Raw genomic sequence first — 18,166 nt, 5'->3', positions numbered from 1 at the left:
TCGGCTCGATTCGTCAATTCCGAGGGCGCCTCTTTTGCTGCATGCCAAATGCCCATCTAGCCCAACGCGCGATCGCGTTCCCGTACCTAGACTTAGAAGCATCCTTCCAATCTGCATCCAAGAATCGCGCTATGAGATCACCCAGATCAGAACCGCTCAGGTCTTCATTTCCGTCCAGGAAGTGCTTCGCTAACTGTATGGTTGCTTGCCTTCGCGCCGCCGCCTTTAAGGCCTCTTCCTCGTTGATTTCTAAATCAGCCCGCCGAAATCCACCCTGCGCCCGCTCTAGCAATCCAAGAGCGATAAGGGACTGGACCGCATTTCGTCCAAACTGTTCGTTCGCCGCTTCAAGCGCCACTGCTTGCTTCGGAAATGCGCGGAACGCGAAAAGAGTGACCTCTGGCGAGCTCGGCGCGAGAAACGAACCTGCGTGCCGCCGGCGGGGATCGACCGTCATAAAATCAGCGTTCGGCACCCGGCTCTCTGCGATGCGAAACGCGTTATTCTGAAAACGTTCCACCAATCCGACGCTCTGCAACCATTGCAAGATGCGATTCGCGTAGATGCTGAGAGTCTTGTCCGAAAAATCTGTTCGTCTAACGGCGGTTTTGAAACGAGAGTAAAACACCTCAAATGAGAATGCCTGACCTGCAAAATCGATACTTATTAAGCGGAACGCCTCATGTGTGGACCAAAAGTCGTGCGCAATTTTCACGGCTTCCTTACGATCCGCGTACAATCGACGGACCGTCCCTTGCTTTCGATCCGCTTCGACGTGGCCAACATTGACCAAGTCACGTACGAGGTTATCTGTTGCACCGGGACTTAGCGAGAGCGCATTTCCAATACGAGCGTAACTCACCTCCTCGGCGTCTAGAATGAGATCAAGAGCAGCACGATAAGCACTCAAATTTGCCTGCGGGATATAGGTTAGCGGAATGAAGGGTATTTTCTGCGTGAGAACATAATCCCTGAAGATATCCCAATATAGTGATAACCGGGTGCCACTCCGCACAATCAAACGCCTGTTCAACAATGACGTAATGATAGTCTCCGGAAATTTCTCAGATACCTTATAAAATTCTGCAGGTGAATTCTGCGCGATGTAAACAATACATGCGTTTTCCTGACCGTTTAGTGTTTCGAGATCGCGCTTGAATAAATCCTCAATGCTCAACCCGCGATTCAAGAGGTCGCTTTGATCAACCCCGGCGCGCACCTGTTCATAGATATGGACACATAGCTTCTTCAGCAACCACGGGTAGCCTTGGCAATGGTCGCGTAGTAGGCGCGCAAGCTGGTTTGAAACCGGCTCGCCAAGCTCTTCACTGAAGCGCCGGATCGCTGAGTTGACCTCGGATTCTGTAAAAGGTGGAATATCCGTCTCGAAGCGGCGATCCGCCAACTGGTGCCACAAATAGTAGGCAGGGTGGTCAGTTACGATCGACCCGTCCGTTTTCCAGGAAAATCCGACAACAATATTAGGTAAGGAGGATTCGATGGCGGATATCAAAACTCCGAACTGGTCGAATGCTGGACTAAGGGCCTCTCTATATAGAATTTCTTCGAACTGATCGAAGAAGATAACTATCACCTTATTCTCTGATCGAAGCTGCTCGATAATGCCTGCGGCATCCGCTGTTTCGAGAAGGTTGGCCCCTGTTCCGAACTGTGGCGCTTTGTCAGAGCGAACGAAGCCAGCAGAAATGGCTGCCTTCATCGCCGAGACGACACCAAGCTCTGGAAAGCGTGAAGTCCGCGCAGAGCGAGAGTCTATTGGGTGCACAAAGAATTTGGCGCGATGACGCCTGTCGCGTGCCTTATCAGCAATCTTGACCACTGCCGAACTTTTGCCCCATCCGGACGGGGCCTTAAGTGCAATGGTTCGAATGGCCGTCTGGCCATCCCTCACTCGCTCTAGAAACGCGAAGACCTCCCTTTGAATTGTCTCACGGCCAACGAAATCTATGGGACGGGATGGCCGATAATCTGTCCAGTGCTCGGCGACGGGAATCGTAACAATGTGCTCAAGTTCATCTTTTAAAGGAAGCTGCTGATCGACATCCACATTTGAACTCGGGCTCGGCCAATCGTATTCAGCGAGACTGCTGTCCAAGGTTTTTAAGTACGCCAGCTCCTTTTCGTCGGTCACCCGATTAAGTGATTTTGCATCGTAAGCGTTAATGGCCGATGATAGGCCGGAGTGAGGATCGTGGAGAGGATACGCCCAATAGCGTCCCTTTGGGGTTACCATGAGGTAGAGCTGAGCATTGGCAGCCGACTCACCTGCTGAAGCGACCAGGGATGAAGGCTCAGATATCAGGCCCGCGGAAACGAGCCTTCCGATAAAGCTCTCAGGCGGAAAGAATTTTAGCCGCCTTCGTTTTTCGACCGTCCTGTTGCCCCACTCCTCGACGAGTCCTTTCGCGTCCTTGCCGAAGTCATAAGTAGTTATCAACCAGCCAGCTTGTGCATCGCGAATATCAACATTTCCCAGGAGCTTTGTAATTACATCTGCAGCTATATTACTGCGATAAGCCTTGCACTCGACGAGAATCTTCTCACCCGAACTATTATCTGTCGCAAGGAGATCGACCTCCATGCCTGTCAATCGGACATTGACAATCGAGCTGAGGCCTTGCGATTTTAGAAATTCCTTAGCCAGAGCCTCGAGAAGGCCCCCTTTGTCAGTTGTCGACTGATCCGGCTCGGTGCAAATTTCAATCGACAGCCGCACGAAATAGCCTCCTTGGAACCACTTTCATGTGAAAGCTCATTCCTCGCCCATTCGCAAGGCCGCAATAAACGCCTCCTGCGGGACCGACACATTGCTCCCCGCGTTGGCCTTCGGCCAGCTTCGCTTCCGCGGGGACAGGCCGCCTGCGGCGCTCCCGCATCCTCAGAATGAGGGCTACTCCTCTCCCATGCGAAGCGCTGCGATGAAGGCTTCCTGAGGGATCGAGACATTCCCGTATTCCCGCATCCGCGCCTTGCCCTTCTTCTGCTTCTCCAGCAGCTTCTTCTTGCGGCTGATGTCGCCGCCGTAGCACTTGGCGGTGACGTCCTTGCGCAGTGCGGCGATGGTTTCGCGGGCGATGACCTTGCCGCCGATCGCGGCCTGGATCGGGATCTTGAACAGGTGGCGCGGGATGAGGTCCTTGAGGCGCTCGCACATGCCGCGGCCGCGCTCTTCCGCCACCGCGCGGTGGACGATCAGGCTGAGCGCGTCGACCGGCTCGTTGTTGACCAGGATGTTCATCTTGACCAGGTCGCCCTCGCGCAGGCCGATCTGTTCGTAGTCGAAGCTGGCGTAGCCGCGGCTGATCGATTTCAGGCGGTCGTAGAAGTCGAACACCACCTCGTTGAGCGGTAGCTCGTAGGTCACCTGCGCGCGGCCGCCGACGTAGGTCAGGTCGCGCTGGATGCCGCGCCGGTCCTGGCACAGCTTGAGGATCGCGCCGAGGTATTCGTCGGGGGTGTAGATCGTCGCCTTGATCCACGGCTCCTCGATGCTCTCGATGCGGCTCGGGTCGGGATAGTCGGCCGGGTTGTGGAGCATGATCTCGCGCGCATCGTCGGTCCGGCTCTTGTTCAGCTGGATGCGGTAGACGACGCTCGGCGCGGTGGTGATGAGGTCGAGGTCGTATTCGCGGCTCAGGCGTTCCTGGATGATCTCGAGGTGGAGCAGGCCGAGGAAGCCGCAGCGGAAGCCGAAGCCGAGCGCGGCGCTGGTCTCCATCTCGTAGGAGAAGCTGGCGTCGTTGAGCCGCAGCTTGCCGATCGAATCGCGCAGCTTCTCGAAGTCGGCGGCGTCGACCGGGAACAGGCCGCAGAACACCACCGGCTGGACTTCCTTGTAGCCCGGCAGCGCCTGGGTGGCGCCGCCCTTGACCGTGGTGATGGTGTCGCCGACGCGGGCCTGTTCGACTTCCTTGATCTGCGCGGTGATGAAGCCGATCTCGCCCGGGCCGAGCTCGGGTAGCTCGACGCGCTTGGGGGTGAAGCAGCCGACGCGGTCGATCAGGTGCTCGGTGCCGCCTTGCATGAACTTGACCTGCAGGCCCTTCTTGATCGCCCCGTCGAGGACCCGGACGAGAATGACCACGCCGAGGTAGGGGTCGTACCAGGAGTCGACCAGCAGCGCGCGCAGGGGCGCGTCGCGGTCGCCCGTGGGGGGCGGGATCTTCTTGACCACCGCTTCGAGCACGTCCTCGATGCCGATGCCCGACTTGGCGGAGGTGAGCACGGCCTCGCTCGCGTCGATGCCGATGATGTCCTCGATCTCGGCGCGGACCTTTTCCGGGTCGGCGGCGGGGAGGTCGATCTTGTTGATGACGGGCACGATCTCGTGGTCGTGCTCGATCGACTGGTAGACGTTGGCGAGCGTCTGCGCCTCGACCCCCTGCGCCGCGTCGACCACCAGCAGCGCCCCCTCGCACGCGGCGAGGCTCCGGGAGACCTCGTAGGCGAAGTCGACGTGGCCGGGGGTGTCCATCAGGTTGAGCTCGTACGTCTTCCCGTCGCCGGCGGTGTAGCTGAGGCGCACGGTCTGGGCCTTGATGGTGATGCCGCGCTCGCGCTCGATGTCCATGTTATCAAGCACTTGCTCGCTCATCTCGCGCAAAGTCAGCCCCCCCGTCGCCTGGATCAGCCGATCGGCCAGCGTCGACTTGCCATGGTCGATGTGGGCGATGATGGAGAAATTGCGGATCAGCGAAAGCTCGGTCATGCGCCGCCCTTAGCCGCGCCCCGCCCCGCTGTCAGCAGCCTCTGTTATGCAGCGCGCGATGCGCCCATGCCGACGTCGACCTGCATGAAGCGGCGGTTGTCCGTCGGCCTCGCCCCGCGCCGGTCGGGCATCGCGTAATGGCCCGGTGGCAGCGCCGCGAGCGGCATGCCGGCCGCGGCGAGTGCATAGGGCGAGATGCGGTGGCGCGTGCACAAGCCGTCTGCCCCGTCGCTGATCAGCGGGGTTTCGAACTCGACACCCTGCGTGGCATCTTGCGAGCGGCGCACCCGGCAGATCGCGAGCTGGCCCTCGCCGAGATCGAGGACGAGATCGGTCCCGACCGGCACTTCGAGCAGGCCCTCGATCATCGCTCCGGTGCGCGAGAGATTGCGCAGGACGGCTTCGTAGCGGTGGTCCTCATGGATCACACCGATACGGCGGAACAAGGTGCGGCGCTGCGAGCGCTGCTTCTCGGGTCCGTTGGGCTCATAGACGAAATTGCCGTCGGCGAGCTTCTCAAGCACTTCCTCCTGCGGCACGGCGCGCGAGAAAATGAAGCCTTGGATGAGCGTCGCCCCGCGCTTCTTGACCAGCGCCAGTTCGTCCATCGCCTCAACGCCCTCGGCGGTCGTTTCCATATCGAGCGCGTCGGCCAGGCTGACGATCGCGGCGATAATCGCCGAGTTCGAATTGTCGTCCTCGGTCGAGCCACGCACGAAACTCTGGTCGATCTTGATCTTGTCGAAGGGCGCCTTGCGCAGGTAGCCGAGCGACGAGTAACCGGTGCCGAAGTCGTCGAGCGCAAGGCGTACGCCGATCTTCTTCAGCTTGGCGAACATCGCGTCGGTCGTCGCGGCATCGCCCATGAACACGCTTTCGGTGATTTCAAGCTCGAGGCGGCGCGGCTTCAAACCCGACGAGGCCAAGGCATTCGTGACCAGCGCGGGCAGGCTGTCCGTCGAGAACTGCTGCGCAGAGACATTGACCGAGACTGTCATGTCGGCCGGCCACTTCGCAGCGTCCTCGCACGCCTGACGCATCGCCCATTCACCCAGTGCGATGATCAGGTTGGAGTCTTCGGCGATCGGGATGAAGACTGCCGGGCTGATCGGCCCGCGTTCGGGGTGCTCCCAGCGCATCAGCGCCTCGAAGCCTTTCACCTTGTGAGTCTGCGAGCAGACGACCGGCTGATAATACATCCGCAGTTCGCCGCGCGACAGCGCGTCGCGCAGGTCTTCTTCGATCTCGCGGCGCTGCTGGGCGCTGTCCTTGAGGTCGTTCGAATAGAAGCGATATTGGCCGCGCCCACCACCCTTCGCGGCATAGAGCGCCAGGTCGGCGCTCTTCACCAGATCCGACGGTTCGATCCCGTCGTAGGGGGCGACAGCGATGCCGACCGAAGTGCCGATGATCGCCCTGCTCCCGTCGAGCGAGTAGGGTTGCGAGATCATCTGAATGATGCGGTGGGCAAGCTCGCCGAGGTCGCCGCGATCGTCGATATCGGGGAGGATGACCTGAAACTCGTCACCGCCGAGGCGGCCGATCTCCCCCTTGGGCCCGACGATCCGTTCGAGCCGCTGGGCAACCTGCTTGAGCAGTTCGTCTCCGGCAGGATGGCCAAGCGTGTCGTTTACGGCCTTGAATCGGTCGAGGTCGAGCATCAGCAGCGCACACGAACGCTTGGCCGCCTTGTACGCGGTCAGAATGGCGGTCAGCCTGCGTGTCATGCGATTGCGGTTGGCCAGCCCGGTGAGCGAGTCGAAGTGCGCGGCACGGGTGTTGTCGCGCTGGCGTTCGAAATCCGCGGTAATGTCCTTGGCGCCGCCGCGATAGCCGAGGAAGACGCCGTTTGCATCCTGATAAGGCTTGCCGCTGATCGTCCACCAGCGAGGATCGCCGCCGGCATCGACCTTAACCGTCATGTTGGCAAACTTGGTGCGGGCGCTGATGAGGAAAGGTAGCGGCCGCTCCGCGGCCTCTTCGTCTTCGCCGTTCTCGAGCGTGAACAAGGACGTCAGCGGCCGCCCGATCAGTTCTTCGTGACTGACCTGAAAGTTCGCGGCCGCGGCCGGAGAGAGATAGATCAGGCGATTCTGGTCGTCGGTCGCCCAGAACCAGCCGATTCCGCCGGCCTCGAACTCGTCGAGAAGCTGCAGGCGCGTTGCCCCGTCGCCCATTGCAATCGGCTTCAATGGGCGTTCGGAACCGTCGGCAGACGCGCCCTGCGGCATAGCGTTCTTGCCGCCGATGCCTCTGAGGAATCCGCGCACTGCCATGATATTCGAAACACCTCCGAACAAGTCGTCTTGGCGCGACTGCTGGTTGACACCCACGGGTAGCCGCTTTGGCTTAAATAAGTGCTAAGTGGACTGCTGCCGGAGCATGCACGTCAGCCGGTCTTGCGCAGGAGCGCCGGCTGCATGCCGGCCCGGCGCTCGCCGAACCCGGCGAAGCGGCCATCTTTCTCGCGCGCGATCGGGGACGCGAACTCCACACCCATGCGATCGTTTACCGACCAGCGCGTGGTGGCGGTCACGCTGACTTCCTTGGAGAGCTGGATCTGGAAGACCGTCCCGGGCGGCACGTTCCAGAGTCCTTCGATCAACGCCCCGCCGACCGAGATGTTGCGAACGGTTCCGTTGTAGATCTGCCCCTGATGGTCGAGCACGACCTTGCGCAACGTCGTCTGACGCGGCGCGCGCGCCGAGCGTGGCCCCTGAGCCACCGCGGTGAGACCGACAGCCAGTCGGCGAGTCGCTGCTTCGCCATCTAGCGGCCGTTCGTAGATGTACCCCTGAACGTGACTGCACCCATGCATGCGCACCAGATCGAGCTCATCGAGCGTCTCGACGCCTTCGGCCGTGGTATCCATGCCAAGAACCTGGGCGAGGCTCGAGATCGAAGCGATGATCGCTCCGTTGCGGCTCCCCGGCTCGGTCGCACCGCGCACGAAGCTCTGGTCGATCTTGATCTTGTCGAACGGCGCCTTCTTCAAATAGCCGAGCGACGAGTAGCCCGTGCCGAAATCGTCGAGCGCCAGGCGTACGCCAATGCCCTTGAGCGCAGCGAACATCGCCTCGGTGCTCTCGTCGTCGTTGAGGAAGACGCTCTCTGTAATCTCCAGCTCGAGGCGCGAGGGATCGATCCCTGCTTGAGCGATCGCGTTGGTGACGATGGCCGGCAGGTTGCGGTTCGCGAACTGGAGCGGCGACACGTTGACCGCGCAGCGCACTTCTTCGGGCCAGCGCGAGAGGTCCTTGCACGCCGTCCTCAGCGCCCATTCGCCCATCTGCTGGATCAATCCGCTATCCTCGGCGATGGCGATGAATTTTTCGGGCGAGATCCAGCCCTTTTCGGGATGCTCCCAGCGCATCAGGGCCTCGAATCCGGCAATCGTCTCGCTCGCCGTCGCGACGACGGGCTGATAGTGCATGGCGAGCTGGCCGTTGACGATGGCAAGGCGCAGATCTTTTTCCAGTTCAGCCCTGGATTCGGCCTCGGCATGAAGTTCCTGCGCGTAGAAGTGGAACCGCCCGCGTCCGCCATCCTTGGCGGCATAGAGCGCAAGGTCGGCGTTGCGGATCAGTTCTTCGCTGGTCGTGCCGTCGGTCGGAGCGATGGCGATTCCCACCGACGCGCCGATGACCGCGGTATGCCCGTCGAGCGCGTAGGGCATGGACAGCGAATGAATGATCCTCTCCGCAACCTCGCCCAGGCGGCGCCGCTCGACCCTGTTGGGAATGATCACCTTGAACTCGTCGCCGCCGAGCCGCCCCACCTTGCCCATCTGCCCGATGGTGCGCTCGAGCCGCTGCGCAACCTGCTTGAGCAGCGCGTCGCCGGCCGGGTGACCGAGCGTGTCGTTGATCTGCTTGAAGCGATCGAGATCGAGCAGGAAAACCGCGCAGCAGCGATGCATCTCCTGCGGCGAAGCCAGAATCTTCTCGAGCGACTGAGCCATCTGGAACCGATTCGCCAGCCCGGTCAGCGAATCGAACCTGGCGAGCCGCGTCGCGTCCTCCTGGCTGCGCCGCTTCTCGGTCAAGTCGGTGCCTGAGCCGCGAAAGCCGACGAAGTTGTCGAAATGGTCGTAAATCGGCCGTCCGCTGACGGACCACCACCGCTCCTCCTCACCGGAGAGTGCGGCGCGAACGGGAATCTCCTGAAACGCCGAGCGAGCCAGGAGGTGGAACGTGAGCGTTCGCTCGCCCTCCTGTCCCCTCTTCAGATCGAACAGGGCCTTGAGCGGGCGTCCGATCAGCTGCTCGGGGGTACACCCGAGCTGGGCGGCCACCGGCTCTGAAATATAGGTCAATTGCGAGCGGCGGTCAGTTTCCCAGAACCACCCCTGCCCGGTTTCCTCGTATTCGGCGAGAATGTCCCGCGCGCGCGACTGGGCGCGCTCGCGCGCCTGCCGTTTCAGCTCTTCCTCGTGATCGATCGCAACCTGTTCGCGGCCGGCGAGGAGCGAGAGCACCAGGCCCGCCGCGAGACCGGCAAGACTTTCCCGGGACACGTCTATGATCGCGGGCGGAAGCCACAGAGCGGCTTGCGACAGCACCAGCAGCGCCGGATGCCGGCGGGAATAGACTGCGGCTACGACCGCGACGAGCACGAGCAAGGCAGTCGCGGCATTCTGCGACAGGCCGCCAGCGGCAACCCAGCCGTGGACCGCGAGGGCGAACAGCATGAGCGGGACGACCACCGCCGCAATTGCGACCGCCGCGCCTCGAACGCCTTCGAGCGCGCACTCGGTTGCCCGCGCCTTGCCGCGCAGCAGGGTCGCGACGATCGCCGCGCCGCCGAGCAGAAGGCTTGGCGCCGGCAGCCGACCGTCGCCGAGGAATAGGCCAAGCGTTATCGCGAAGGCCATAGCCGCCGGGAGCCACGGCCAGTTGCTGGGTAGCCAGGTGCCGCCGCTCGGTGCGGCCGCTCTCGCCGTGCCGAGCCGCGATCCATCGGGCGTCCTGCGGGCTTTGTTCCGACGCTCTTCATCAGGCTTCTTCGGGCGTTTCGAGCGGCCGGTGCGGGGGGCGGATTCGGTACGCTCAAGCGCCGCCTCGTCTGACGCAGCAGGTGCTGCCTCGCGACGTGCAAGTTGCTGGGACCGATCCATGCCGCTCTCATGCGCGCTTCGCTTTGAAAAACGGTTAAGCGATCACTTCGTCAAAGCGGAGAATTGTGCAGCCCGGCCTTGCAGTGCGGTACAGCGCGGATAAGCTCACGGCGGGGAGGAGCATCATGCGCCACATCGCCATTATCGGATCCGGTCCGGCCGGGTACTACACCGCCGAAGCGGCTCAGAAGACCTTCGGCGACGACATCCGGGTCGACGTGTTCGACCGCCTCCCCGTTCCCTACGGCCTGATCCGGACCGGCGTCGCGCCAGACCACCAGTCGATCAAGGGCGTTTCCCGCCGCTACGAGAAGACAGCCTTGACCGAGAATGTCCGCTTCGTCGGCAATGTCGCCGTCGGGCGCGATGTGACGATACCCGAGTTGGCCCGCCTGTACGATGCGATCGTGCTCGCCACCGGCGCCCCGCACGACCGCGATCTCGACATACCGGGCGCCGATCTGCGCAACGTTTTCGGCAGCGCGGCCTTCGTCGGCTGGTATAACGGGCACCCCCAGTTCGCAGATCTCGATCCCGATCTCTCGGGCAAGACCGCGGTGGTCATTGGCATGGGCAACGTCGCGCTCGACGTGGCGCGGATCCTCGCCAAGACTGATTGCGAGTTCGATGGCAGCGACATCGTCGGCCACGCGCTCGAAGCGCTCTGTGCCGCCAAGCTCGAGCGCATCGTCATTCTCGGCCGGCGCGGACCGCACCAGATCATGATGACGCCCAAGGAATTGGGCGAACTGGGCGATCTCGACCGGGCAGCGCCGCATGTCGACCCCCGCGACCTGCCGGAGCTCGACGCGGACGCGATCCTCGAACCGGGCCAGCGCAAGTCGGTCACACTGTTGCGCAGCTTTGCCGCGGTGCCCGAACACATCCGGGCCGAAAAGCGCATCGCCATCGAGTTCGATTTTTTCGCGCAACCCGTGGCGCTGTTCGGCGAGGGCAGCGTCGAAGCGATCGAGGTCGAGCGCACCGAGGTCGTGGCCGGGCGCGCCGCGGGCACTGGCGAGACCTACCGCGTTCCCGCCAGCATCGTGGTTAGCTGCATTGGTTACCGCACCGCGCCGATTCCCGACGTCCCGTTCGACGAGCGCGCCGGACGCTTCGCCAACGACGAGGGCCGCATCATGCCCGGCCTCTACTGTGTCGGCTGGGCCCGGCGCGGACCGAGCGGGACGATCGGCACCAACCGGCCCGACGGGGCCTCGGTGGTCGAGAAGATCGGCGAGGACATTGCCGCGGGCGTGCTGGGCCGCGCCGACAAGCCCGGCCGCGAAGGCTTCGACGCGCTGGCGGCGGAGCGCGGGCTGGAAGTGGTCACCTTCCGCGAATGGAAGAAGATCGAAGAGGCCGAGGAACGCGCCGCCCGCGAAGGCGCGCCGCGCGAGAAGTTCGTCGATATCGAGGCAATGATCAGAGCGCGGGGTTAGACCCGCATCGGCATGAGCACGTAAAGCGCCTGGCTTTTCTCGTTCTCGCGGATCAACGTCGGGGCGCCGGCATCGGCGAGGTGCAGTTCGACCGTGTCGCTGTCGAACTGGCCGAGGATGTCCTTGAGATAATTGGCGTTGAAGCCGATCTCGAAACCTTCGGACTTGTAGTCGGCGGCGATTTCCTCGGCCGCCGTGCCGTTGTCCGGGCTGGTCACCGAGAGCGTGACCTTGTCCGGTTCGAGCCCCATCTTCACGGCGCGGGTGCGCTCGGTGGCGATGGTCGCGACGCGGTCGACGCCCGCGTAGAAAGACTTCGGATCGAGCTTGAGAAGCTTGTCGTTACCCGTTGGAATAACGCGGGAATAATCGGGAAAGGTACCGTCGATCAGTTTGCTGGTAAGGACCACCCCACCCTCGCCGCCGAGGGTGAAGCGAATCTTGCTCGCCGAGAGGTCGATTTCGACGTTCCCGTCGAGCGATTCGTCGAGCAGCTTGCGCAGTTCGGCCACGGCCTTTCGCGGCACGATCACGTCCGGCATGCCTTCAGCGCCCTCGGGGCGCGGCAAGGTAAAACGGGCGAGCCGGTGGCCGTCGGTCGCCGCGGCCTTGAGCACGGGACCCGCGCTGCCGGCTTCGTCGGAGACGTGCAGAAAGATGCCGTTGAGGTAGTAGCGGGTTTCCTCGGTCGAAATGGCGAAGCGCGTACGATCGATGAGCTCGGCCAGGGTCTTGGCCGGTATCTCGAAGCTGGTCGGCAGGTCGCCTTCGACAATGGTCGGGAAATCGTCACGCGGCAGCGTCGGCAGCTGGAAGCGGCTGCGCCCGGCCTTGACCGTCATGCGGTTGTCGGCAGTTTCGAAACTGACCTGGCTGCCGTCGGGCAGCTTGCGGGCGATGTCGAACAGCAGGTGGGCCGATACGGTGATCGCCCCCTCGCTCTCGACCGAAACCGCGTCGAGGCTCTCGATGACCTGCAAATCGAGGTCGGTCGCCATGATCTTGACCAGCCCGTCCTTCGAGGCCTCGATCAGAACGTTGGAGAGGATCGGGATCGTGTTGCGCCGTTCCACCACCGACTGCACGTGGGACAGGCAGCGTAGCAGCTTGGCGCGTTCGATTGTGGCCTTCATCGGTCCGTCTTTAACCCCATCTGCGCGCCCCCCAAAGTGATTCACCAAGTGACCGAGCCTGGCCGGAATCGCCCATGAGCGCCGGAAAACTGTTCCTTACCCTTAGCGAAAGGGACTTAGGCGGCAAGGCTGACAGGCCCTCTCAGGGGCTAAACTGGGGATAACATGCCTAAGCGAGGCGATCAGGAGAACATCGCCATGCCGCCGTTGACGTGCAGCACCTGCCCGGTGACGTAGCCCGCTTCCCTGCTGGCGAGGTAGGCAACCGCCGCACCGATGTCCGGGCCCTCGCCCATGCGGCCCATCGGGATGCGCGCGTTGAGCGCCTCCTTCTGCGCATCGGGCAGCACTTCGGTCATCGCGGTCCGGATGAAGCCGGGCGCGACGCAGTTGGCTGTGATCCCGCGGCTGGCGACTTCCTGCGCGAAGCTCTTGGTCATGCCGACGAGGCCGGCCTTGGCCGCGGCGTAGTTCATCTGCCCCGGGTTGCCGGTCGCCCCGACGACGCTGGTAATCGTCACGATGCGCCCGAAGCGCGCTTTCATCATTGGCCTGGCGCTGGCCCGCATCAGGCGGAAGGCGGCCTCGAGGTTGATCTTGATGACCGCGTCCCACTCCTCGTCCTTCATCCGCATGGCGAGGTTATCGCGCGTTACCCCGGCGTTGTTCACCAGGATATCGATCTGGCCGAGCGTGTCGACGGCAGCCGGGATCAGTTCCTCGACCTGGTTGGTGTCCGATAGGTCGCAGGTGATTTCGACGTGCGCCCCGGCGTCGTGCTTGTAGCTGTCGTTGAGCTCCTCGCGGAAAGAGCGCAGCTTGGAGCTGTTCGAGCCCGAAATCGCCAGGCGGGCGCCCTGGCCCGCCAGCGCCTTGGCGATCGCCGAACCGATCCCGCCGCTGGCGCCGGTGACGAGGGCGGTCATTCCAGTCAGGTCGAACATGCTTAGATTTCCTTCGCCAGGGCTTCGAGGTCGGCCATCGTCACTACGCTGGTGACCGTGACATCGTCCACCGTGCGCCCGACCATCGGGCCGAGGACCTTGCCGCCCAGCTCGACGAAATGCTCCACCCCTGCGGCCTTCATTGCGATGACGCTCTCGCGCCAGCGGACCCTGCCGGTGACCTGTTCGACCAGCAGCTTGCGCTCGGCCGCCGGGTCGGAAACTTCCGCGGCGGTGACGTTGGCGTAGAGCGGCAGGTGGAATGCGCTCGGCGGGGTCTTGGTCAGCGCCTCGTCCATCGCTTCGGCGGCGGGCTGCATCAGCGAACAGTGGAACGGCGCCGAAACCGGCAGCAGCACGCCGCGCTTGATGCCGAAATCCTTGGCCATCGCCACGGCGCGTTCGATCGCGTCCTTGCTGCCCGAAAGCACGACCTGGCCGGGATCGTTGTCGTTTGCGACCTCGCAGACCTCGCCCTCCGCGGCAGCGGCGGCCAGATCGCTGGCCTTGTCGATGTCGGCGCCGAGCAACGCGCACATCGCACCCTTGCCGACCGGGACCGCCGCCTGCATCGCCTGCCCGCGCAACTTGAGCAGCCGCGCAGTGTCGCTCAGCGAAAAGGCCCCTATTGCCGCCAGCGCGGTATATTCGCCCAGGCTGTGCCCCGCGACGCAGTCCGCCTTATCGAGCAGCTGCACGCTGAAATCGCGCGCCAGCACCTTCAGCGTGGCGATGGCATTGGCCATGATCGCCGGCTGGGCATTTTCGGTCAGCATGAGCTGGTCTTCGGGACCCTCGCGCATGACCGCGAACAGCTTCTGGCCAAGCGCCTCGTCCACTTCCTCAAACACCTCGCGCGCCGCGGGGCTTGCCGCGGCCAGTTCGGCACCCATGCCGACCTTCTGACTGCCCTGGCCGGGGAAGATGAAAGCTCTCATGTCAAACTCCTTTGGCCGCGCGGTTAGGAGCCGGTCCCGTTTCAGGCAAGACCGAAGGGCACGATCCTGTTCGCCGCATCATGCCCGATATCGGCGCGCCCGAGGTAGGGAATGCCGCTGCGCGCACACCAGTCGCGGGCGATATGCTCGGCGTCGGATCCGAACGGGCGATCGTTCTCGGGCACGTCGCTGATCCGGCCCAATCGCAGCCCGGCAATGCCGCGCAAGTGCTCGGTCACGTGGAAGAACAGCCGGTCGATCGCATAGAGGTGCTCGGCGACTTCCTCGACGATGACCACCCGGTTCGTGAGGTCGGGCAGGAACCGCGTGCCGCACAGCATCGCCAGCGTCGTCAGGTTGAAGGGCGCCGCGGGCTGGCCATCGAGCCCGCCTTCGAGACCGGAGCGGTCACCCGCGAACCAGGCCAGCGCCCGCCGCACCGCCTGTTCGCCGCCCTCGCGGCGGATATCGACCGGCATCGGGCCATGCACAGCGCGGGCGATGCCGTACCGTTCGGCCGCCGCGAGCAGGTAGCCGCAATCCGAATAGCCGAACCATTGCTGGTTCACTTCGCGCCCCGCAAGGCGCTCGACCGCGTCGGCGACGATCCGGTTCGAGCCGTAGCCTCCCTTGGCGAACCACACCGCGTCGGCGCCGCTGGCGGCGCAATCGAGCAGCGCGGCGAGGCGCATCTCGTCGGGACCGGCGAAATGGCCGTCCGCGGCGAAGCACTGCGGATCGAACTCGAGCGTGAGCTGGGGAAACTCCGCCGCCGCCAGCGCCAGGACGCGGTCCGCCTGCTCGCGGGTGATCGGCGTTGCGGGCGCACAGATGGCTATGCGGGGCATGGCGCGCTTCTAGCTGGCTTGTGCCGCGCCCGACAACCGCATACCGGTGCGGCATGAGCGAAGCGCCTGTCGACCCCACCGCCCAGCCCCTGTTCTTTTGCGGGATCGGCGGATCGGGGATGTTGCCGCTGGCGATGATCGCCCGCGGCCTCGGCGCCGAGGTCGCCGGGTCGGACCGCAGCCGCGATCAGGGTCGCACGCCGGAAAAATTCGCCTGGCTGGAAAGCAAGGGCATCACCCTGTTCCCGCAGGACGGCAGCGGCATCGTTTCGGCCGAGCAGGTCCTGGTCGCCTCGGCGGCGATCGAGGACAGCGTGCCCGAAGTGGTCCGGGCCCGGGAACTCGGTTGCCGCCGCATGACCCGCGCCGAGCTGCTTTCGGGCCTGTTCAACGCCGCGCCGGCCGGGATCGCGGTCGGCGGGACCAGCGGCAAGTCGACCGTCACCGCGATGCTCGGCTGGATCCTCCACGCCTGCGGCTACGCGCCAACGATTATGAACGGCGCGGTGATGAAGAATTTCGTCACCGAGACCGAACCGTTCGCCAGCGCCGTGGTCGGTGGCGGCGATGTCTTCGTGGCCGAAGTCGACGAGAGCGACGGCTCGATCGCACTCTACGAGCCGGCGGTTTCGGTCCTGCTCAACGTCAGCCTCGACCATAAGTCGATGGAGGAACTGCGCATGCTGTTCCGCAATTTCCTGCGCGCCGGCAGGGCCCGGGCGGTCAACTTCGACGACGAGGACGCGCTGGCTCTGGCCGAAGGCCTCGACAACGTCGTCTCGTTCGCGATCGAGCATCCCGGTGCACGCCTCGCGGTGGTCGAGGGGAGCATTGCGCCGGACGCCGAGGGCATCGCAGCCTCGATCGTCGATCGGCAGAACGGGGCCGCTATGCATACGCTCCGGCTCGCGATGCCGGGGATGCACAACCTCTCGAACGCGCTCGCCGCCGTCGCCGGGGCGGTCGCCGCCGGCGTGCCCGTGCACGATGCCTGCGCGGCGCTGGCGGACTTCAAAGGGCTGGCGCGGCGCTTCGACGTCATCGGGACCAGTAGCGGCGGCGTGACGGTGATCGACGATTTCGGCCACAACCCGGAAAAGTGTCGCGCGACGCTGCGCACCCTCAAGGCGCAGCCCGGGCGAGTCATCGCCTTCTTCCAGCCGCACGGCTACGGCCCGCTGCGGCAGATGGGCCACGAGCTCGCCGAGACTTTCGCCGGCGAGCTTTCCGGGGACGACATCACGATCCTCTGCGACCCGGTCTATTTCGGCGGCACGGTCGACCGCAGCGAGGGCAGCGAGCGGATCGTCGATCTGATTGGCCAAGCCGGCGGCCGGGCCGAATACGTGGCCGAGCGCGCGGCCGTCGCCGAGCGCATCGTCCAGATCGCCCAGCCGGGCGACCGCGTGGTCGTGATGGGCGCGCGTGACGATACGCTGACCGTGTTCGCGAAGGACCTTCTCGCCCGCCTCGCCTAATGCGCTTCGCCCTCGCCATGCGCGCCGATCCGCAGGACTTTGTGCAGCACGAATACCGCAACCGCGCCGAGCACCAATCCGAACAAGGCCGATAGGATAGCCTGGGCGGCCCAGCCGAGGACGCCTGCCAGCATCCCGGCCGCCGTTTCGACCCCGTGCCGCGCGCCTTCTATGATCTCGGCAGGTGCGCCCAGGCCGAGCTCTTCCAGCCCGTGCAGGACGATCCCGCCGCCAACCCAGAGCATGGCGACGGTGCCGATGGCCGAAAGCGCGGTGAGAACCCGCGGCATGGCATGAACCAGCCCTCTGCCCAGCGCCTGTGCCGAGGCGGCCTGACGTTTGGCGAGATGAAGCCCGATGTCGTCCATCTTCACGATCAGTCCGACCGCGCCGTAGACGGCAAAGGTAATTCCAGTGCCGACAATGGCCAGGATCAGGGCGCGGTTGAACAGCGACTGCTCGGCCACGCTGGCGAGGGTGATGGCCATGATCTCGGCCGACAGGATTAAATCGGTGCGGATTGCCCCGGCGACCCGGTGGTTCTCGAAATCGGCTGGGTCGTCGATGGGATCGCCAAGGGTCTCGCCGTGCTTTTCGCCGCCAAGCTTCTCAATAATCTTCTCGGCCCCTTCATACGACAGGTAGAGCCCGCCCATCATCAGGATCGGCGTGATCGCCCACGGCAGGAAAGCGCTCAGCAGCAAAGCTGCCGGGAGCAAGATGACGAGCTTGTTCTTCAGGCTGCCCTTGGTGATCTTGGCAATGATCGGCAGTTCGCGATCAGGGGTGAAGCCGGTGACGTAGTTGGGAGTCACGGCGGCATCGTCGATGACCACGCCGGCCGCCTTCGCACCCGCGCGGCTCGCCGCCACGCCGACGTCGTCGACCGATGCTGCAGCGGCCCTGGCGATGACCGCGACGTCATCGAGCAGGGCGACAAGACCGCCCGGCATTCAGTTGGCCTTGTAGACGGTGATGACGACGTGCGGCTCTTTCACCGCCGGATCGAAGCCCAGCGTGCCGACATAGGCCCCCTTGCTCAGCCACCCGTACTTGCCGAGCGGCGCCTCGAACACGGGCGAGGTCCGCACGGGCGTCGGTGCTTCGCCTTTCTTCGGGGGGCACAGCGCTCCCGTATTGACCACGTTGATGACCACGCCGTCGTCGGTCTTGAGAAAATAGTCGGCTTCCAGCTCTGTGCAGCCGTCGGCGCGGTCGAGCTGCCAATCCCAGCCTCGGGGCAGGATTTCGCCCTTCATCTGCGGCCCTTCGAAGGTCCCCCCGATGATCGGAATGAAGCGCCGCTCGCCCCGGGCGGTCTTGCCCACTTCGACCGCGGGGCTGAGCTTGACCACCGAGCGATAAAGCAATTCGAGCCCCGGGACGTCGACCGGCGCGGGCGACCGCGGTGCTGTTTCCTGGGCCGCGGCCGGCACCACAAAACAAAGCGCCATGAACAGCGCTGCAATCCACTTCATTCGAATCCCCCTTCCCTTCTGATATCGGTTACCGGTCTATCGGCGCGAGACCATCCGTCA

Annotated in this window: 12 protein-coding genes; 2 read left to right on the top strand and 10 right to left on the bottom strand. The window is 63.9% G+C overall.

What is annotated here, in order from left to right; genetic code table 11:
* Positions 1-13 precede the first annotated feature (13 nt).
* The 4 genes from Q7I88_RS10165 to Q7I88_RS10150 form a co-directional block, all read right to left on the bottom strand.
* Positions 14-2,737, bottom strand: a complete 2,724-nt coding sequence (locus Q7I88_RS10165; protein WP_305095804.1) for a restriction endonuclease — start codon at positions 2,735-2,737, stop codon at positions 14-16.
* 174 nt (positions 2,738-2,911) lie between these two features.
* A complete protein-coding gene (lepA, locus tag Q7I88_RS10160) occupies positions 2,912-4,729 on the bottom strand; it encodes a translation elongation factor 4 (RefSeq protein WP_305095803.1) in 1,818 nt (605 codons plus the stop codon).
* Positions 4,730-4,773: 44 nt separating this feature from the next.
* Complete coding sequence (locus tag Q7I88_RS10155; RefSeq protein ID WP_305095802.1) at positions 4,774-7,005, bottom strand: EAL domain-containing protein; 2,232 nt, start codon at positions 7,003-7,005, stop codon at positions 4,774-4,776.
* Positions 7,006-7,118: 113 nt separating this feature from the next.
* Positions 7,119-9,602 carry an EAL domain-containing protein gene (locus Q7I88_RS10150; protein WP_305095801.1) on the bottom strand — a complete coding sequence of 828 codons (2,484 nt, stop codon included), beginning with the start codon at positions 9,600-9,602 and terminating at the stop codon, positions 7,119-7,121.
* Positions 9,603-9,970: 368 nt separating this feature from the next.
* Between Q7I88_RS10150 and Q7I88_RS10145 the strand changes: the two genes are divergently transcribed.
* On the top strand, positions 9,971-11,287 hold the full coding sequence (locus Q7I88_RS10145) for an FAD-dependent oxidoreductase (RefSeq protein WP_305095800.1): 1,317 nt from the start codon (positions 9,971-9,973) through the stop codon (positions 11,285-11,287).
* On the opposite strand, the gene dnaN is transcribed toward Q7I88_RS10145, so the two are convergent.
* From dnaN to Q7I88_RS10125, 4 genes are all read right to left on the bottom strand, one after another.
* Positions 11,284-12,420, bottom strand: coding sequence for a DNA polymerase III subunit beta (gene dnaN, locus Q7I88_RS10140; RefSeq protein WP_305095799.1), 1,137 nt, complete (start codon positions 12,418-12,420; stop codon positions 11,284-11,286). The genes Q7I88_RS10145 and dnaN overlap by 4 nt on opposite strands.
* 182 nt (positions 12,421-12,602) lie before the next feature.
* Positions 12,603-13,364 carry a 3-oxoacyl-[acyl-carrier-protein] reductase gene (gene fabG / locus Q7I88_RS10135; protein WP_305095798.1) on the bottom strand — a complete coding sequence of 254 codons (762 nt, stop codon included), beginning with the start codon at positions 13,362-13,364 and terminating at the stop codon, positions 12,603-12,605.
* 2 nt (positions 13,365-13,366) lie between these two features.
* Positions 13,367-14,302, bottom strand: coding sequence for an ACP S-malonyltransferase (gene fabD / locus Q7I88_RS10130; protein ID WP_305095797.1), 936 nt, complete (start codon positions 14,300-14,302; stop codon positions 13,367-13,369).
* Between the two features lie 41 nt (positions 14,303-14,343).
* Entirely contained in the window at positions 14,344-15,150 is an 807-nt protein-coding gene (locus Q7I88_RS10125) for an LD-carboxypeptidase (RefSeq protein ID WP_305095796.1), read from the bottom strand.
* Positions 15,151-15,203: 53 nt separating this feature from the next.
* Here Q7I88_RS10125 and Q7I88_RS10120 point away from each other — a divergent pair, with 53 nt between their 5' ends.
* Entirely contained in the window at positions 15,204-16,628 is a 1,425-nt protein-coding gene (locus Q7I88_RS10120; RefSeq protein ID WP_305095795.1) for a glutamate ligase domain-containing protein, read from the top strand.
* Here Q7I88_RS10120 and Q7I88_RS10115 read toward each other — a convergent pair.
* Together Q7I88_RS10115 and Q7I88_RS10110 are read right to left on the bottom strand one after the other, a co-directional pair.
* Positions 16,625-17,581, bottom strand: a complete 957-nt coding sequence (locus tag Q7I88_RS10115) for a DUF808 domain-containing protein (RefSeq protein WP_305095794.1) — start codon at positions 17,579-17,581, stop codon at positions 16,625-16,627. The two genes, Q7I88_RS10120 and Q7I88_RS10115, sit on opposite strands and share 4 nt — an antisense overlap.
* A complete protein-coding gene (locus Q7I88_RS10110) occupies positions 17,582-18,106 on the bottom strand; it encodes a DUF3237 domain-containing protein (RefSeq protein ID WP_305095793.1) in 525 nt (174 codons plus the stop codon).
* Positions 18,107-18,166 lie beyond the last annotated feature (60 nt).

Origin of the sequence: Croceibacterium aestuarii, from assembly GCF_030657335.1 — a bacterium.
GTDB lineage: Bacteria > Pseudomonadota > Alphaproteobacteria > Sphingomonadales > Sphingomonadaceae > Croceibacterium_B > Croceibacterium_B aestuarii.
The sequence above is the reverse complement of the archived record's forward strand: the minus strand, read 5'-3'. Positions and strand labels throughout refer to the sequence as shown.